Source organism: Mucilaginibacter sp. (assembly GCF_028288225.1).
In the GTDB taxonomy this organism is placed as follows: Bacteria; Bacteroidota; Bacteroidia; order Sphingobacteriales; family Sphingobacteriaceae; genus Mucilaginibacter.
This window is the reverse complement of record NZ_JAQBOC010000045.1, coordinates 37,464-54,607: the sequence shown is the minus strand read 5'-3', so window position 1 is coordinate 54,607 and position 17,144 is coordinate 37,464. Positions and strand designations below refer to the sequence as shown.

The following is a 17,144-nucleotide window of genomic DNA, read 5'->3' as shown; positions in this document are numbered from 1 at the left end:
GACTAATTTATCATATTTAGATTTAAAAAATGAAGATCCAGGTTTATTTAGGATGATAATATGATTTGGCTTTACCTTCCACATATTGAAGCTATCCACTCAAAATATATTATTTATATAATTGAGGTAAATATATCTCAATTATTTTTACTTGAAAACCAACCGGTTGTTAACTTAGGGCAACCACCGCTTTAGCAAAACACCAATAAAACATTAATTCTGCCGTTTATTAGCTTTTACATATATGAAAATATTATTCAGGTATGAATTTGAATAAATAACTTCATTAACCTTGACAAATAATTTATCGAATGAAAAAATTACTTATCTGCTCATTTATTTTAGCTTCATTTTTACTGATCTGCAAACGTTCAAACGCACAGGATTACAAAACCGCCGTTGGTTTAAAGTTCGGCGGCTATGAAAATGGTATTTCCGCTAAATATTTTACCACTAATGATGTAGCCCTTGAAGGGCTGTTAGGCTTCAGGTCGCACGGTGTGGTTATCACTGGTTTATACGAGGTACACCAGGTAGCTTTTGGGGTGAAGGAACTTAAATTTTATTATGGTGCCGGGGCACATATTGGCGCTATTGGCAGCGGCCTTTACCGCAGATTTAACGGTGATGATGAATACTATAATAACAGCCATATACTGCTGGGTGTTGATGGTGTTTTAGGGTTAGAGTATGTGATACCGCAATCGCCAATTGCAGTCAGCCTTGATCTTAACCCACGTGCTGAGCTGGCTACTGGGCCATTTTTTGATATTGCACCAGGATTAGGTATAAAGTATACTTTTTAAGCTAAAAGCAGAAAGCTTAAAGTCCAAAGCTTTTTAATAGCCTTCTGCTTTAAGCTTTTAGCTTTCTGCCTTCCCCTACCTTAAAATAATTACCTTCGTATTATAGGCCTTTTGCCCTATCCTGATCTTTAAAATATAGCTTCCGGGTGGCAGGTTTGTTACATCAGCTATGGTACTAAAATTTCCCGCTGCAATTGTCTGCTGGCTTTTATATGCTATTTGTCCAGCGACGTTTATAAGAGAAATGGTTAGGTCATCACTGTTTTTAGCAGCGAAAATAATGTTTAACTGGCTGCTTGCCGGCACCGGAAATAACACCAAACCTATGTCAGTATTATTGCCTGCGTTATTGGCTGTTATTATATAGACATAATTGTCAGATAGTGCTATGCATCCATCATCTAACAGAAGCCCAACCTTGTAATTGCCGCTTTGTGCCGGGTTATAAGTTGCATTGGTTGCCCCAACAATTGCTTTCCCATTTAAATACCACTGGTTATTTGCTGCAATACTTGAGCTTAAAATTGTTCCGCTTTGAGTTATTACAGGTTTAGAAACCATTACAGCCTGTCTTACTGTTGAAGGACATCCGGCGCTTTTTACTTTAATATCATACAAATAATAATAGTAACCTTTATAGGCTGCCGTATCAGTATCTGAGGTGGCATTGTTTCCGGTAATACTAAATATATTTCCTATCTTAAATGGATAACCTGTTACACCCGCGTTATTACGGTATATGGTTGCTGTGTTATCATATGCTACATTAATGGTATAATCTCCCGCCGCTGGCAGCAATAAGTTAAGGTTATAAATAGCTCCCTGGTCATTAGCATCATCAGGCTGTGCCCCGGGAAGCGGACTAGTGCGGGTGGCTAGGGCATTAATAGTACTGCTTGATACGGTACGGCCACTCGCATCTGCAACGTTAAATGTTATCTTTCCAGAGTTACCTATATATAAGCGGGCACTTTCAATAATTACCGGAATTTTCGTGGTTACACTAACATAAGGCGAAAATTGGTTATAGCCGCCACCTGTAAATGCATTTTTTGTTGCAGGGCCAACGCTTCCTGTAAAATCATTAAGGCCTGCATAATAGGTGTTGTTTACCGGTTCCTGTGATATTAATGCAGGTGAGCCATACGCAACAGGTATAGCATCGTTAATGTTTTGATACCATAACAACTCTCCGTCTCCCGAGCCGGATCCCTGGTACTGTTTGCTATCCTCGCAATAATAGGCTGTAAGATCTGTTGCTACAGGCGGCGGACTGATAGTTACTGTTTCTGATACCTGGTTGTTGGCACTAACAGGGTCATTGGCCAGGCTGCTAGCAGCAACAATTTTATACGTTGATCCGGCAATTGCATCAAATGAGCTATTCAGGATAAAATCTTCCTGCTCCAAAGGTTGCAGCGTTCCGGTATAGGTTTGGGTTAAAGTAGTGATCGAATTATCGGGAGCAGTGATAGTAACTATAACGGGAATATTGCTTATGGCCAGTCTGCCAAAGTTTTTAAGCCTTACTGTAATTTGTGTAGCTGCTGAGCACGAGCCAGCCGAATCAGGATTAACAATTGAAATTATTCCGGCATCGTTACTTGTTTGCAAAAATTGCACCCTGTAATCCTGTGTTTCACCTTTTGCATAAGTACCACATGGTTTTATTGCCGATGTATCATTTGTTTCGGTGAGTACTACACGCATTATGCTAAAATTATCAGGCACCACTGTTGCGGGTATGCTTATGTTTGTTGTATAAGTACCCGTTGCATTAATAATGCCCGATGTTGCTATGAGTTCATTCGCATCAAAAATACCATTGCCGTTCCAATCTATATAAACTTTGGCTGCTTTGTTAAAATTTGCGCCGCAGGTACCCAAGGTAATACTTAACGAATATGTTTTTCCAAGCTCCAGCTGAGCGGTCAGATCGGTATGGTCCGAATAACCGGTACAGCCTGCGGGCGCAGTATAATTAAGGTTTGCCAATGTTACATTATTAACACGTGAATCAGCATTTGACAATGGCTTTGATACGCAATAAGTATTCCCTCCTACTCCTGTTACTATAAGTGAAAAATCTTGTGCACCTGCCTGCAGCGTACCTTTGTTTGATACTGTAATAGTGTACATTTTGCCTGCAACAGCTCCCGGGATATAGATCTGTTCAATATTATCTAAAATATTATCGCCCGTTTTTGCCGCAATGGATGGATTCAACGGATCTAATACCCATGGTTTAAAAGTTGTTGTACTATCACTTATCCTGATATCAAGGTCGTTTACCAGTTTTGGCGTGCGGCTGTTAACCGTTCCATCCAGGGTAAGAGTTCCCGCCGGGTCTGTCCATGATATGGTTGCTGCCAAAGATCCACTGCCCGATGCAATTACATTATAAGTTTGTTTTTGCCCTTGCTGCAATGTGCTTTCCTTTATCAGGCTTTTGCTATCATCATCTGTTATGGCTTGTGCTGCCTTGCGCATATCAAGCAAACCCCATCCATAAATATAGTCGGGGCCCGCATTGCCTGCATCAAAGGCGGTATGGCAGGCTAGCCCTTTGAGTGTGGCAGCACGCATAAATTTACCGCTGTTTTTTTGTGTATAGTACTCCTGCAATAAATATAATGAACCGGTTATATTAGGTGCAGCCATTGAAGTTCCGGATAGCGTGAGATAGGAAGTTTTACTGCCGCTGCCTGTTGATAATACGTCCAGGCCATCACCCACTATATCAGGTTTAATACGACCGTCGTCGGTTGGCCCGTAACTGCTAAAATATGCAATGGTTATATCCTTACTGCTGGCAGCGCCGTTTGGCAAAGGGTTTACAGCTCCTACTGTTAATACATTTTTGGCATTACCTGTTGTTGCAATAATATCGTAACCATTATTGCTGCTTATGCCAGCTGGCCTCGGCCCCTTATTAACCAAAGTTTGATTGGATTTGCTTTGGTATCCATAATAATCTTCGCCGACAGCCGGCCCGGTGTCTGAACGGCTATTACCCGCCGATTCCACTATTAAATAATAAGGTGCATTATAAGCTATTTTATCCCAGTCTTGCGTTCTGCTGCCATAAAAGCCAAAACTGTAATCAACACTGTCACCCGGTAAACCATACCATTCCCAATGGTTTTCAAGGTCATTAAAATACCATCCCGCAGCATCACCATATGAGTGGTTTGAAAGCAATAGTCCTGGCGCTGCCGCACTCATTTCTGCTACATCATTATCAAAATCATACGATTGTAAAGTAGCGGCATTGAACGCCATACCTTTAGCCGGGGCATAAACCCCCTTGGCTATCATGGTACCCGATACATGGGTGGCATGGTCAATTACCCCGCTTGAGTCATACAGCGTAATAACTTTACCAGCAAATTCCTGGTGTGCTTTGAAAACTGATCCGCCGTCCCAAATAGCTAATTTATTGTTAATTGCAATACTTGATCCTGACAGATTTAAACCTGCCGAACCACCAGGCTGCACAGTGTTGGTTCCGGTAGTTGCAGCGGCTGCAGTATTATTATCAGTTTTAAGATAAATAGGAAAGCCCAAACTATTTACACCCTGCAAAGAAATTAGTCCGCCTTTTTTTGTCTTCCTCCTTACTACCCATCCATTTTTTTTAGCGAGTAATAATGCATTATTATGGTTGATAACAAATGTATTATTTGATTGGGCAGAAAGATCAGTCAGCTCCTTTTTTTTGGTTTCATTAACGGGAATTTGCTGACCAAAGGTGATATCGGTAAAGCACAGCAATAAAAAAAGGAGGGCAACTGCTGCGTATAGTTTATTCATGTATTTTTTGTGGTACCGGTTTAAACACTAAATATACAGGTAAAACAAATTGCTGTATTTAAGGCGCAATATAAAATTTGTTTTTCACTTAAATCTCGTAGTTTTTTATTGGTTGACATGGCTTATCAACCAATTGACTTTAATCCTTGTGAATGATTTCGATTCAAATGCCAATACCATTGTAATTCAATCCCAATAAACAGCATTTTAATGCTTCTACACCTCTTTTTATAAAACATACAATAAATAAGAATATTTGTAACTAACTGATTATTATTACGTATAAGTGGTTTCGCCAGTTAATTATTATTAAACCTTAAACCCCTAAAGTTTTCCTAATAATCAATGTTAACAAGCAAATAAACAACTTAGTTATATTGATAATTAGCTATTAATGTGAATATTATATTGATTACCTAAATATTATTTTAATCACCTTATTAATTTATAAGCTGTTGAAAACAAAATTACTTTTCTGCTTTATATTCATAGTTCTGATATTCAGCAAAGTTTCAAGGGCAACCACCTATACGTGGGTAGGCGGAACAAGTGGTAATTGGAATACAAATTCAAATTGGTCGCCAGGCACAGGGTATCCGGGAAGTACCGGAACAACAGATGTTGCGTATATAAATACAAGCAATGCAACAATTACTTATAACGGCACACATACAATATTTTCATTTGCAACAACCAACTATGGGGTTAGCGGTTTAAACATTCAATTTACAGGTACCACACCTCAGCTTACAGTAACCAACGGCATAAGCATGGCACAGCCATCCGGTGCTTCAGTAGTACTTACACTTAGCGGAATGGGTACAGCATCTGTTGCCGGTACATGCAGCTTTATGTACCAGGGGGCAATGTCGGTAACATCAGGCGTAACAGTAAATTTCAATTCAACCGCCATTGTAGACTTTACCACAAACCAGGGCACTTTAACAAATGCAGGAACATTAAATTTCTTATCAGGCTCTCAATTAAAATTAGGTGATTATTCATCATTAGCTAACAGCGGAACCGTTAGTGGAACAAGTGCCACATTTACATTATCAGGCAGCAGCACACCGGCATGTCTTATTAATAATACAGGTACGTTTAAGGCAACCTCCTGTACTTTTACATTAGGCGGGTCAAACGCATCCGTTTACAACACCGGAGCAGCATCATCCTTTACGTCAAAAACCTGTACATTTAATATTAATAATAGCGGCACGCTGTTTAACCGCATAAACAATACTGGCACATTCAGGGACCATGGCTCCACATTTGCCTTCCAGGGAGGCGCAACATATATTCAAAATGCGGGCACTCCCGGCAACATGTGGTTAAGTGGCACAACCATAACTGCAAACAGTAACGGCGAAGGGGTTACTAACTCCGCAACCTTTAAAGCAGATTCCGGCACAACAATTTCACTTAACTTATTTCAGTCTTTTATTACTAATTCAGGAACTTTTTATGCGGGCACATCAGGCTCGTCATGCATTATTACTTTATCGGGCCAAAGCACGGCTGTTACTAATACCGGAACATTTTATTTAGGTTCAACCTCTATAATATATCCAACAGGAACTACTGTAGCCGTAACCAATACATCAGGTACCTTTACTCTTCAATCTGATGCTTTGGGTTCTGCAGCAATTGCAGCTATAAGCTCAACCTCATCTGCAACCGGCACATTTAACGTCGAAAGATATTTCCAGGGAGGCAACACATACGATAACCTAAAAAAGCGCTGGGTCGAGCGTAATTACCGTATTATTTCTTCGGCTGTTAACACAGGCACCCAGGTCAGCGGCAATTACATTTATGGTTTAAATTATATAGTAGGCGCTACTGCCGGGCAAACGACAGGAGCCTCCAGCAGCACCAATGCTTTTATTACCGGTGCGGCAGGCGGAAATACCAGTGCAGGTAATCCTTCAACCTATTTATACCGCGAGAACAGGGCTCCAAGCAACACTTCCTTTACCAGTGGCAACTTCATTGGCATTACTAATATCAACTTGCCAACAGCAATTGGCACGTCTGATCAAGGTATTTATAATATACCTATAGGTAACGGAATATTATTCTTCTTTAGGGGTGCCGCCACAAATTGGTCAACAAGAACAGGCTATCCATTTATTGCACCCGAAAATGTAACATTAACTGCAACTGGTAAATTAAACCAGGGATCAGTGACTGTAAAAAATTGGTATACCCCAACCTCTTCATATTTAGGATATACTTCTACAGCAGACAATACTGCCATACGTGGATTTAATATGGTAGGCAACCCATATGCATGCACAATTGATTGGGATAAAGTTAATGCCGGCGGTATTGTCGCAACAAATATTGACCCAAACATATATGTATTAAACCCGGTAAGTAACCAATATGATGCTTTCTCTTATAGTTCTCATACCGGTACCTTTAGTGGTAAAATAGTAAGCGGGCAAGGATTTTTTGTAAAAAGTACAACCGCTACCGCTTCATTAATATTTAATGAAACAGCCAAGTCTCCCACCTCTCAATTAACAAACGGCAATTTATATATGGGCGAGCCTGTAAAACAGGAAATTGCTAAATTGCTTAGGCTAAAAATGTTTGCAGACTCCGCAAATTACGATGATATTATAATAGCATTTAAATCAGGCGCATCTGCAAAATATAGTGGATATGAAGATGCCCGGGATCTTGGGGGCATGGGAGCCCTTGAAGGCTTATCGAGTTTTTCATCTGATAATATCCCATTAGCTATAAACCTTTTAGCGTTGCCAAAGCTGGCGCCTGTGATAATTAGATTAAAAGTACAGGCTGCCGTATCAAGACAATTTACGTTACAACGAACTCTAATTGACTCTCTTCCGCCAATATACGAGGTATGGCTGATGGATAAATACAAAAAAGATTCTTTAGATCTCCGCAATAATAATTCTTATATCTTCAATGTTGATCTTGCCGATACATCAAGTATTGGAAGCGACCGTTTTTCTATAGTTATCAGGCAAAATAAATCGTTAGATATACATTTATTAAATTTCACGGCCGTAAAAGCTTCTGAAGGAGCACAAATTGCCTGGAAAACTGAAAACGAAGAAAATTACACCAACTTTACTGTTGAAAGAAGCACCGACAATGGTGTAACATTTGATGTATTGGGAGGCTTTTTATCAAGCACCCAGGCTATTTATACTTTTATGGATAAAAACCCTGCAAAAACTGTGGATATCTACCGTTTAAAGGTTGAGGATCTTAATGGCACCATAAGCTACTCTCAAAACATTTCACTAATATATGGGGCTGCCAACAATACGGTAGCCGCTAATACTATAAACGTTTACCCTAACCCCGCCCTCAATACAATAAATTTAGCCATAAAAAATAATACGCAGGCAACTCTTTTATCAGGCTTGCAAAGCATAGGTAAAACACCTTCATTAGTTTCAAATCAATCATATGCTATTAAAATAGTTAATGTTTTAGGTGCTATTGTAAAATCAGCTACCTCATCACAACCTAACTGGCAGGATGATGTTGCTACACTTTTACCCGGCACTTACATTATACAGGTACTAAATAACACCGATAAAAGCCTGGTTGGGAAAACTACTTTTGTGAAGATGTAATTTTGTTCGGAGTAAAAGGTGAAATGCAAGAGATGAAGGCTTTTTAATGTAAATGAAAACTTTTGTCTTTCACCCAGGCTAATTACCCAAATTTTACTCAAAGCGGGAAGTTTAAAATAGCATATTGTGGAATTTTTTTCTTTTGGCTTTTGAAGCGCCGCTTACCCATTTATCTCCAAACAATATTTTAACAACTATTATTTTATTTACTGTTATTTAAAAGAAAAATTAGTAACCATTAGTATTCCATCCATTTTATTCCACAATTTATTGTCATTAATTCCCACTTAGCATTGTTATTGCTAATGTTATGGCGATTTGATAAATTATTGATTTTTTTGATTCTTAAACCGGTAAGCTGTTAATTACCAGAATATACTTCGGCGAAAGCGTTATCGGTTCAGTTATAAAAACCATCACATCACTTACCTTTCTCCTTAACCACCTTCATATTCTCCGCATCCCAATGGATAACTTTGTTTTGGAAATAGCTTGCATTACAGGATAACGCCGGAGCCGCCGCACGGAAACCAAATACTGCATCTTCTACAACCGGCTTTCCATTTCGGATAGCGTCCATAAAATTTGCAAAATGATCATTTGAAGAATTATATCCCTGGGGCGAATGATAGGTTACCCCGGGGATGCTGGGTGCCTGCTGATCTATAGCTGAATATTTTTTATTATAATCGTCCAGCAAAGTTTTTTGCATGGCTTCGGGGAAAGTAAATAACGAATCCCAGCCCCCTATGCCCGGGGCGGCAGGCATTTTACTTTTATGGATCGTAAAACCGTGATCATCGTCAAGATCGATCACCCCTTCAGAACCAATGATCTTGGTGGATGACCGTTCCCCTTCTCCACTTATAAAATTCACACGAAGATTTGCCTGGAAAGCGGGGTGTTCTTTGGTTGCCGGGTACTCAATAACAGCTGTCATCACATCGGGTACATTTCTTCCATCTTTCCAATAGTATGTACCGCCAATAGCATATATTTTATCCGGACCTTTGGAATTAGTAATAAAGTGAATTCCTGTTAACAGGTGCACAAAAAGATCTCCCGCTACACCTGTACCATATTCGCGGTAATTACGCCATCTGAAAAATCTGTTGCTTTCATAAGGGCGTTTTATTTTTTCCTGAGCCTGGAATCTCTTCCAGTCAACGGTTTGCAGCCCGCCATCAAGCGGAATAGTATATTGCCAGGCGCCAAGCGCATTTTGCCGGTTAAATGATGCTTCTATCGAATTTATCTGCCCTATTGCACCTGCCTGGTATAATTCCTTTGCTTTTTGAAAAGCTATACTGCTTACACGCTGGCTCCCAACCTGGAAAACCGCCTTGGTTTCCTTTTGGGTTTTTATTTCATTAAGACCCTCACTCAAATAATGCACCATCGGCTTTTCGCTATAAACGGCCTTGCCCTTACGCATAGCATCAATAGCTATGGTACTGTGCCAATTGTCGCTGGTTGCTATAATTACGGCATCAACATCTTTTCGGTCAAGAATTTCATGGTAATCATTTGTTGTAAATATATTGGCGCCATATACTTCTTTGGCACGCAGCAATCTGCCCTGGTACAAATCGCACACCCCAACCAACTCAACACCAGGGCAGGTAAGTGCGGCCTGCGTATCGTTAAACCCCATTATTCCCATCCCTATTGTAGCAATTCTTATCTTATCATTTGAACTGTATCGTTTATCGGCCTGTAAAATCCTTCTTTCATGATCTTCAATGGCTGCAAAACTTGAAAGTGAAGCAGAGGTAAGCATAATAGTGCTACCCAGTTGTTTAATAAATTTCCTGCGATCAGATGACATATTTTTTTAGGTTAAGGGTAATAATTGGTTAATTGGTTTTCCGGCTTTGAAAGGCAAAACAGGTTAATAATTGATAATGCAATATAGGTGTTTTGTTGATTGAGTTTATTTAGTTAACTAGCAGAACCGTTGATTTTAATGATTAATCGATTTCGTTGATTCTAAATTGGGGCACCCCTGCAATAACCTAATCAACTTAATCCAACCTAATCAACTCAATCAACTCAATCAACTACGCCTCACTTCTCAACATGCTTCAACATAAACTCCAGTTCGTCCTTATCGGGCAGCTGTTTTTCCAGGGCAATATTATCAAACGCAATAACCCTAGCTGCAGATTTATTATATTTTGGCCAGGCCGGCAGGTTTTTACCATTGGGATTTCCGTTGGTAATAAAATTAACCCAATAGGCCGAGATCTCTTTGGCCAAAATCTTGTCAGCCAGTTTCCATGGCCGGTTAAGAAATTTTAAATTATCCATAGCATACGCCACCTCTCCCGTATGAAAGGCACCGTATTTCTCAAATTCGGGAGTAGCCGGCAGCTTATGCTGAAAATAATAAACATAAACCGGGGCTTTTGTTTGACTCTGAATATCCGCCCATTTATAGCCCGATATAGCAAAAATCAGATCCCTGCTTAATTTAGTTTGTGAATGCACTGCTTCTTCGTCAGTATTAGCCGGGTAATATTTTAAAAAATCTGCGGCATCCTTACCATATTTTTCCTTTGCTTCCTGTTGAAAAGCATCCTTCTTTTTAAAGCCAAAAACAAAACCTTCATCTGCATTCCAGCCAGTTAGCAAGGGCACACTATTTTCTTTTCCTTCAGCAAAAATTTGCGAAACAGGTTCAGGCAAAACATAGCCGTCTACGACGGGCGAATAGCGTGCCGGGGCTTTCATCAAATCGGCTGCAGGAATTTTTCGTAACTCATCAATTGAATTGACATGCAATGCTGCTTCAAGTCTAACGCCTTGCTCTTCAGCATCGTGAAGCGTAAGGGATTTTATCATCGGGTTTGATATCAGCAATGAACCACTTTCGGCAATGGCCTTATTAAACAAACCTTTAGCAGCAGGAGAGGCCATCAAGCAATTAACGCTCATAGATCCTGCCGATTGCCCCGCGATGGTTACGTTACCAGGATCGCCGCCAAATTTTTCGATATTTTTTTTAACCCAATTTAATGCCGCTATCTGATCCAGCAATGCATAGTTACCCGAAGCTTTATAAGGCGATTCTTTTGTCAGATCAGGATGGGCAAGGAAACCAAAAACACCCACCCTGTAATTAACCGATACAAATATTATCCCTTTTTTCGCCATAGCCTCACCGTCATAAATTGGCACCGCGGTACCACCGGAAGTAAAGCCGCCGCCATAGATCCATACAAAAACCGGCTTTTTATTATTCTGATTGTTTTTTGCCCAAATATTAAGGTAAAGGCAATCTTCGCTTATGGGCTGTTCAGGTATTAAAAACTCCTTAGTATAAACGCCAAATGGAACAGGCTTTGATTGCATGGGGCTTGGGCCAAAAGCATCGCATTTTTTTATACCTGCCCAATGCTCAACAGGTTGTGGCGCTTTCCAGCGTAATCCGCCAATGGGCGGCGCAGCAAATGGGATCCCTTTAAATGATACCACATCGCTGGTTGTGCTTTTAACACCGGATATCCTGCCGCCATCAACATTGATAACAGCAGCCAACCCAGTGTTCCCCTTTTTTAAATTGAATGAATAAAATAAAATGGAAACGCCCGCTAAGACGGCGAAAATGGCCAAAGTGTATAGTTTTTTCATGAAAATGGTTTATAATGTGTCTTGCAGACGCAATATAGGCAATTAGTTGATTAGGTTGATTGAGTGAATAGTTGATTAAATTAATTTTTCACCACCACGTTATTATCCAACTTAGTCAACCCAATCTAACTCAATCAACCTAATCAACTAATTTAATCAACTAATTCTTTTTAATATTATTTAAAAAGTATAATTTGCAGGCAGATATCCCTATCCAATAAACCCTTTATCAAACATGAAAAAACTATCCTTAGTATTATGCTGCTCTTTGTTTTCTTTTTTATCGTTTAGCCAAACTACCAAAAGCACACTGGCTATAATTCCCGAACCGGTAAAAACAATTACAAAGCAGGGCAAATTTATTTTACCTAAAAATGTAACCATCCAGGCAGCTTTAACCAAAGAAATGACGCCTGTAACTGATTATTTAAGAAAGAAGCTAACCGGTGCAACCGGCGCACTAGTTACTGTAAAAAGTAAATTCGCAGCACCCGCCACAATTAAGCTGCTGCTTAGTACTAAGGCCGATACCGCTTTAGGTAAGGAAGGTTACCATATGTGGGTTGGTAAAAAAGGTGTGGTTATAAGGGCCAATGAGCCTGCCGGGTTATTTTATGGGGTACAAACCCTCATGCAGTTATTTCCAAAAGAAATTGAAAGCGCCGAAGTGCATCATATAAAATGGACTGCACCATGTGTTGAAATTACCGATTACCCAAGATTTGCCTGGAGAGGATTGATGTTTGATGTATCAAGGCATTTTTTTACTAAAGAAGAGGTTAAGCAATACATTGACCAGATGGTGCGCTATAAATTCAACCTGTTGCACATGCACCTGACTGATGATGAAGGCTGGCGTATTGAAATTAAAAGTTTACCACGCGTAACCACTGTAGGCGCCTATAATGTTAAAAAAGTTGGCGAGTTTGGAAATTTCTCGGCCCCAACACCTGATGAGCCACGTACCTATGGCGGCTTTTACACCCAGGATGACATTAAAGAACTGGTACAATATGGTAAAGATCGTTTTCTGAATATTTTACCCGAGGTGGATGTACCGGGACACAGCCTTGCTGCAGTAGTTGCCTATCCTGAACTGTCATGCACCCCTGGCGCTGATAAATACCAGGTACGGTCGGGCGAGCATATGATGGATTTTGGTGCGGGTGGTATTAAAGCTTTGGTTGATAATACGCTTAACCCTGCAAGTGAAAAAACTTATGATTTTTTAGATAAAGTTATGACTGAAGTTGCACAACTTTTTCCTTTTGGCTATATCCACCTGGGGGGCGATGAGTGCGCTAAAAATTTCTGGGAGCAAAGCGCTGATGTTAAAGCACTGATGCAAAAAGAAGGTTTAAAGAATATGGAAGAAGTGCAAAGCTATTTTGAGAAACGTTTGGAAACGATAGTAGAATCAAAAGGCAAAAAATTTATGGGATGGGATGAGATTATTGAAGGCGGCCTTGGCCCTAAAGCTGCTGTAATGAGCTGGCGTGGTATAAAAGGCGGCATTACAGCGTCAAAGCTTGGGCATGAGGTTGTAATGAGCCCTACCACTTTTGCTTACCTTGATTATATGCAAAGTGACCGTGTTATGGAACCCCATGTATATGCTACCCTCCGTTTAAATAAATCATACGAATTTGACCCCGTACCTGATAGCGCCGATGCAAAATTAATATTGGGCGGACAAGCTAATTTATGGACCGAGCAAGTGTTTAACTTCAGGCAGGTTGAGTACATGACCTGGCCGCGCGGCTTTGCTATATCAGAATCTGTATGGTCGCCAAGAGAAAAGAAAAACTGGAACAGCTTTTATCCGAAAGTTGAAAAACATTTTGCCCGCTTTAACGAAGCCGAGGTAAAATATGCACCAGGCGTTTACGACCCTGACTTTAAGCCAACAATGAGCGCTGATAATAAAATGAACGTTGAGTTGATTAACGAAATTCCTGATCTTGATATTTATTACAGCTTTGACAATTCATATCCCGACAGGTTTTATCCTAAGTACACCGTGCCCATTGAAGTACCAAAAGATGCGACACAATTAAGGGTTATTACCTATCGCGGTAAAGAGCCGGTGGGCCGTATGATTACCATGCCAATAGCCGAGCTTAAACGCCGGATAGGTAGAAACGGGCAGTAGTTATTTAGTCTTAAGTTGTCAGTCTTGAGTCAGAAGTTCGGTTCTGATTCAAGACTAAAGACAGCCTTTAATCAGGTCTTGAGTTATAAGTTAAAAGTTTTCCCGACTTTTGAACTTACTACTCAAGGCTTTTTACTTTATAATAAATACATCTATGAAAAAAAGAGTAATTGTTATAGCATTATTGGCTATTTTGTGTTTCATTTATTCTTTTAAATCAAAACCCGCCCCTTTTCGTCCACAGGTACTGCTTACCCATGTAAAGAAATTTGTATTCAAATCTTTTGTTGACTGCAATATGTCGGAAGTTTGGGTTGGTGATAAATTCATGATCTTTCCGGGCAAATATGGTGAGGATCCTTTATGGGGACCATCGCGCAACCTTAAATATGCTACTGGAAGTACTATTGATGAAGCTTTCAGCACAAAAGAAAAAAACTTTACCGAACCTCGCTTACCGCCTAATGTGCCACCCGGAAAGCCAGGATTACACGGAGCAGTCTGGTTTGAATCGGTATACCAGGATGTAAAGGACCAGTCGGGCAAAACGCTGTACGCCCTTTATCATAATGAAAATTATCCTGAAACACTCCCATATGATGCCGGTACAGGTAAAGGCTACAAAAACATTAAATGGCCGCAGGGCTTAAAAGGGCCTTCATCACCGTCGGCGGTTTGCCGCATAGGCGTCATGAAATCAACAGATGGCGGCCAAAGCTGGGATAACCGTGGGATCTTTATTGAAGATGAGCAGCCAAGGCTTATACTGCGGCCTAACAATACCGCAGCTAATTTTGCAGGCGGCACTGGTGACCCTTCAGCCGTAGCTAACGGTAAATATCTTTACCTATTTTATGGTGAATATGGCTATCCCGGCGTATACAATGAGAACACCTACAAACCCAAAGATGAATGGAAAGGCCAGTGCATCAGTATTGCCAGAATAGCAATAGCCGACTTGGACAACCCTGCAGCAAAGGCTAAAAGATGGGATGGAAAGGGATTTACCGTTCCTTATAATGGCGTTGGAAAACCTGTCACGGCTATTCAAATCCCCGTGGCAAAGGGGGGCGGTCCTGCATCATCACCGACCGGCAAATATTATTGGGGGCCATCAGTAAGCTGGAACACCTACCTAAATGCCTGGGTAATGCTTATGGCAAAAGCCGAAGGCCCATCCTGGAAAGGCAGCAGCATCTACGTTTCCTTCAACAAAAATCCTGACCTCGGCACCGGCAATAACTCCCAGCAATGGACCAAGCCAGTATTACTGCTTGATAAACCGGGACATACATTATGGTATCCGTCATTGCAGCCTTTAAACGAAGAAGCTAACTCAAAAAACAAATATTCATCTGTTAAAATGGGTCAGAAAGCAAGGTTGTTTTTTAAGGATAATGACGGGGATAAGAATGATTATATTTCCGAGTATTTGGTGGAGTTTAGGAGGTGAATAAAGGCAATTCAATTGGAGGTTAACCTCAAAGAACTGCCTTCTCCCTAACATCAACTACACAAAATATTTGGCAACCCTTATTATTTAGCCGGTGGCGTTTGCGGGGGCTTTTTATTAGCCAAAGAGAAAATTAATTTGAAAGACCACCCACTTAGGGTTTTATTATAAAAAAGGTTTGTATCCTTACTATCCAGCGCATTATAATTTGTTCCATCTCCTTTTGGAATAGGCTTATTTTCATAAGAATTAACTATATAATCACGCAACTGGCTAATTCTGCTTACATCGTAAAATGCTGCTACCTGGAGGTTCTCAGTAACAAAATATCCGATCCCTATACCGCCATTTATATTTTTGTTAAAGGATACATCAGGAGCAACATTCACCAGATCCAACGCCAAGTTAATTGATAAGTGTTCCCAAAAGCTAACGCCGGCCAGACCTTGGGCGCTTTTATCAAGGTTATTTGATTTTACAAAGTCAGGATTATTCGAATCTATTAAAAAATCATTTTGTCTATCAAGGTCATATTTCTGTTGAATAAGTGAATTATAATCTGCGGTTTTTGATTGCTTTACAAATGTATTGGCATTCTGATCAACAGCTATTTTACCCAGTTTAACCATGATAACAGATGATATTACAAAGGCCTGTTTACTTAGGGGCTGTAGTTTTAAATTATGATCTTTGTCCGTTGTGAGTGAATAATCATATGTTTTGTCACGGGTATGGCTGTATCCAGCTCCGAAGCCAAAAGTTACGCCGTTTAGATCTGCTGTCTGTCCGAAAACCAGGCTGATAGAACTTAGCAGTAATAAAGTAAATAGTAGTTTTTTCATGATAACAATGTTTAGTTTGCCTACTCTAAATCCGTTTTCGGCGATGCCGGTTATATTATAGGTGGTGGTGGGTTATTAATAACTTTAGGGGATATAAAAGCCTTAACATATTTCTTGTTCCGGTTTCTTAGCATTACCGCTCCACCATCGCTATCACTACCTACCGAGGTGTTTCCTTCATAACTTTGAAAACTTTTGTCTTTCTCGATCCATTTGTAAAATATGCCGGTATGGCCGCAATGGCCATCTTCATTCCAATCATAGAGTACTATATCTCCCATTTGCGGGTCATTGGTTAACTGGCCTGATTTTTTCCAATAATTATAGCCTGCCTGGCAGCTGGCATATCCTTTGGGCATATCAATTTCTTCAAGCTGGCATTTTGCTTCAGCATAAACCCAGCTAACAAATATGGCGCACCATTTTTCTCCGTTAAGGCCAGCCCACAAACCATATTTTGTTTTGTTTGAGCCCGCAGGGCTTTCTTTTGTTCCGACTTCCGAAGCCGCAACATTAATATTGTTTGACGAGGCATAGTTTATCAATGAGTTTATAAGTTTATTCTATTTAAAAACTAGCTCCGCATGCTTTTTTACTCCCATGCGGAGATAATTATTATCCGCAGATATTTTTCATTATTGCATCACCGGCTGCGATGATTGCATTAATAGAAAGCTTTACGAATGGGTTTTTGATAAAAGTTACGAGGATTTCAAGTCCCTCCTTTACAGTCGGCCATATTTCACAAAGCTTGCTATGATCTTCTGTTGCTGTCGGGGTAAGGCTGATGTCGTTCACGTTGGCTGAAATTTCTTGTGTGTTCAT

10 protein-coding genes are annotated in these 17,144 nt (G+C 40.2%); 4 read left to right on the top strand and 6 right to left on the bottom strand.

Annotated features, from left to right (window positions below; all coding sequences use genetic code 11):
• Nucleotides 1–311: 311 nt before the first annotated feature.
• Nucleotides 312–806 carry a hypothetical protein gene (locus JWQ54_RS13755; RefSeq protein WP_299585604.1) on the top strand — a complete coding sequence of 165 codons (495 nt, stop codon included), beginning with the start codon at nucleotides 312–314 and terminating at the stop codon, nucleotides 804–806.
• A gap of 75 nt (nucleotides 807–881) precedes the next feature.
• Here the strand turns inward: JWQ54_RS13755 and JWQ54_RS13750 are convergent, their stop codons facing one another.
• Nucleotides 882–4,619, bottom strand: coding sequence for a S8 family serine peptidase (locus JWQ54_RS13750; protein WP_299585602.1), 3,738 nt, complete (start codon nucleotides 4,617–4,619; stop codon nucleotides 882–884).
• A 455-nt stretch (nucleotides 4,620–5,074) separates the two neighbouring features.
• Between JWQ54_RS13750 and JWQ54_RS13745 the strand changes: the two genes are divergently transcribed.
• Nucleotides 5,075–8,239, top strand: coding sequence for a T9SS type A sorting domain-containing protein (locus tag JWQ54_RS13745; protein ID WP_299585600.1), 3,165 nt, complete (start codon nucleotides 5,075–5,077; stop codon nucleotides 8,237–8,239).
• A 421-nt stretch (nucleotides 8,240–8,660) separates the two neighbouring features.
• Here JWQ54_RS13745 and JWQ54_RS13740 read toward each other — a convergent pair whose 3' ends face one another.
• Entirely contained in the window at nucleotides 8,661–10,067 is a 1,407-nt protein-coding gene (locus JWQ54_RS13740; RefSeq protein ID WP_299585598.1) for a Gfo/Idh/MocA family oxidoreductase, read from the bottom strand.
• A gap of 239 nt (nucleotides 10,068–10,306) precedes the next feature.
• A complete protein-coding gene (locus JWQ54_RS13735; protein WP_299585596.1) occupies nucleotides 10,307–11,872 on the bottom strand; it encodes a carboxylesterase family protein in 1,566 nt (521 codons plus the stop codon).
• Nucleotides 11,873–12,107: 235 nt separating this feature from the next.
• Here JWQ54_RS13735 and JWQ54_RS13730 point away from each other — a divergent pair, with 235 nt between their 5' ends.
• Together JWQ54_RS13730 and JWQ54_RS13725 are read left to right on the top strand one after the other, a co-directional pair.
• Nucleotides 12,108–14,024 carry a family 20 glycosylhydrolase gene (locus JWQ54_RS13730; RefSeq protein WP_299585594.1) on the top strand — a complete coding sequence of 639 codons (1,917 nt, stop codon included), beginning with the start codon at nucleotides 12,108–12,110 and terminating at the stop codon, nucleotides 14,022–14,024.
• 154 nt (nucleotides 14,025–14,178) lie between these two features.
• Nucleotides 14,179–15,477 (top strand): hypothetical protein, encoded by a 1,299-nt coding sequence (locus JWQ54_RS13725; RefSeq protein WP_299585592.1) that lies wholly within the window; start codon nucleotides 14,179–14,181, stop codon nucleotides 15,475–15,477.
• Nucleotides 15,478–15,560: 83 nt separating this feature from the next.
• Here JWQ54_RS13725 and JWQ54_RS13720 read toward each other — a convergent pair whose 3' ends face one another.
• From JWQ54_RS13720 to JWQ54_RS13710, 3 genes are all read right to left on the bottom strand, one after another.
• Nucleotides 15,561–16,319, bottom strand: a complete 759-nt coding sequence (locus JWQ54_RS13720) for a hypothetical protein (RefSeq protein WP_299585590.1) — start codon at nucleotides 16,317–16,319, stop codon at nucleotides 15,561–15,563.
• 50 nt (nucleotides 16,320–16,369) lie between these two features.
• On the bottom strand, nucleotides 16,370–16,864 hold the full coding sequence (locus JWQ54_RS13715) for a CHAP domain-containing protein (protein WP_299585588.1): 495 nt from the start codon (nucleotides 16,862–16,864) through the stop codon (nucleotides 16,370–16,372).
• Nucleotides 16,865–16,934: 70 nt separating this feature from the next.
• A complete protein-coding gene (locus JWQ54_RS13710; protein WP_299585586.1) occupies nucleotides 16,935–17,144 on the bottom strand; it encodes a hypothetical protein in 210 nt (69 codons plus the stop codon).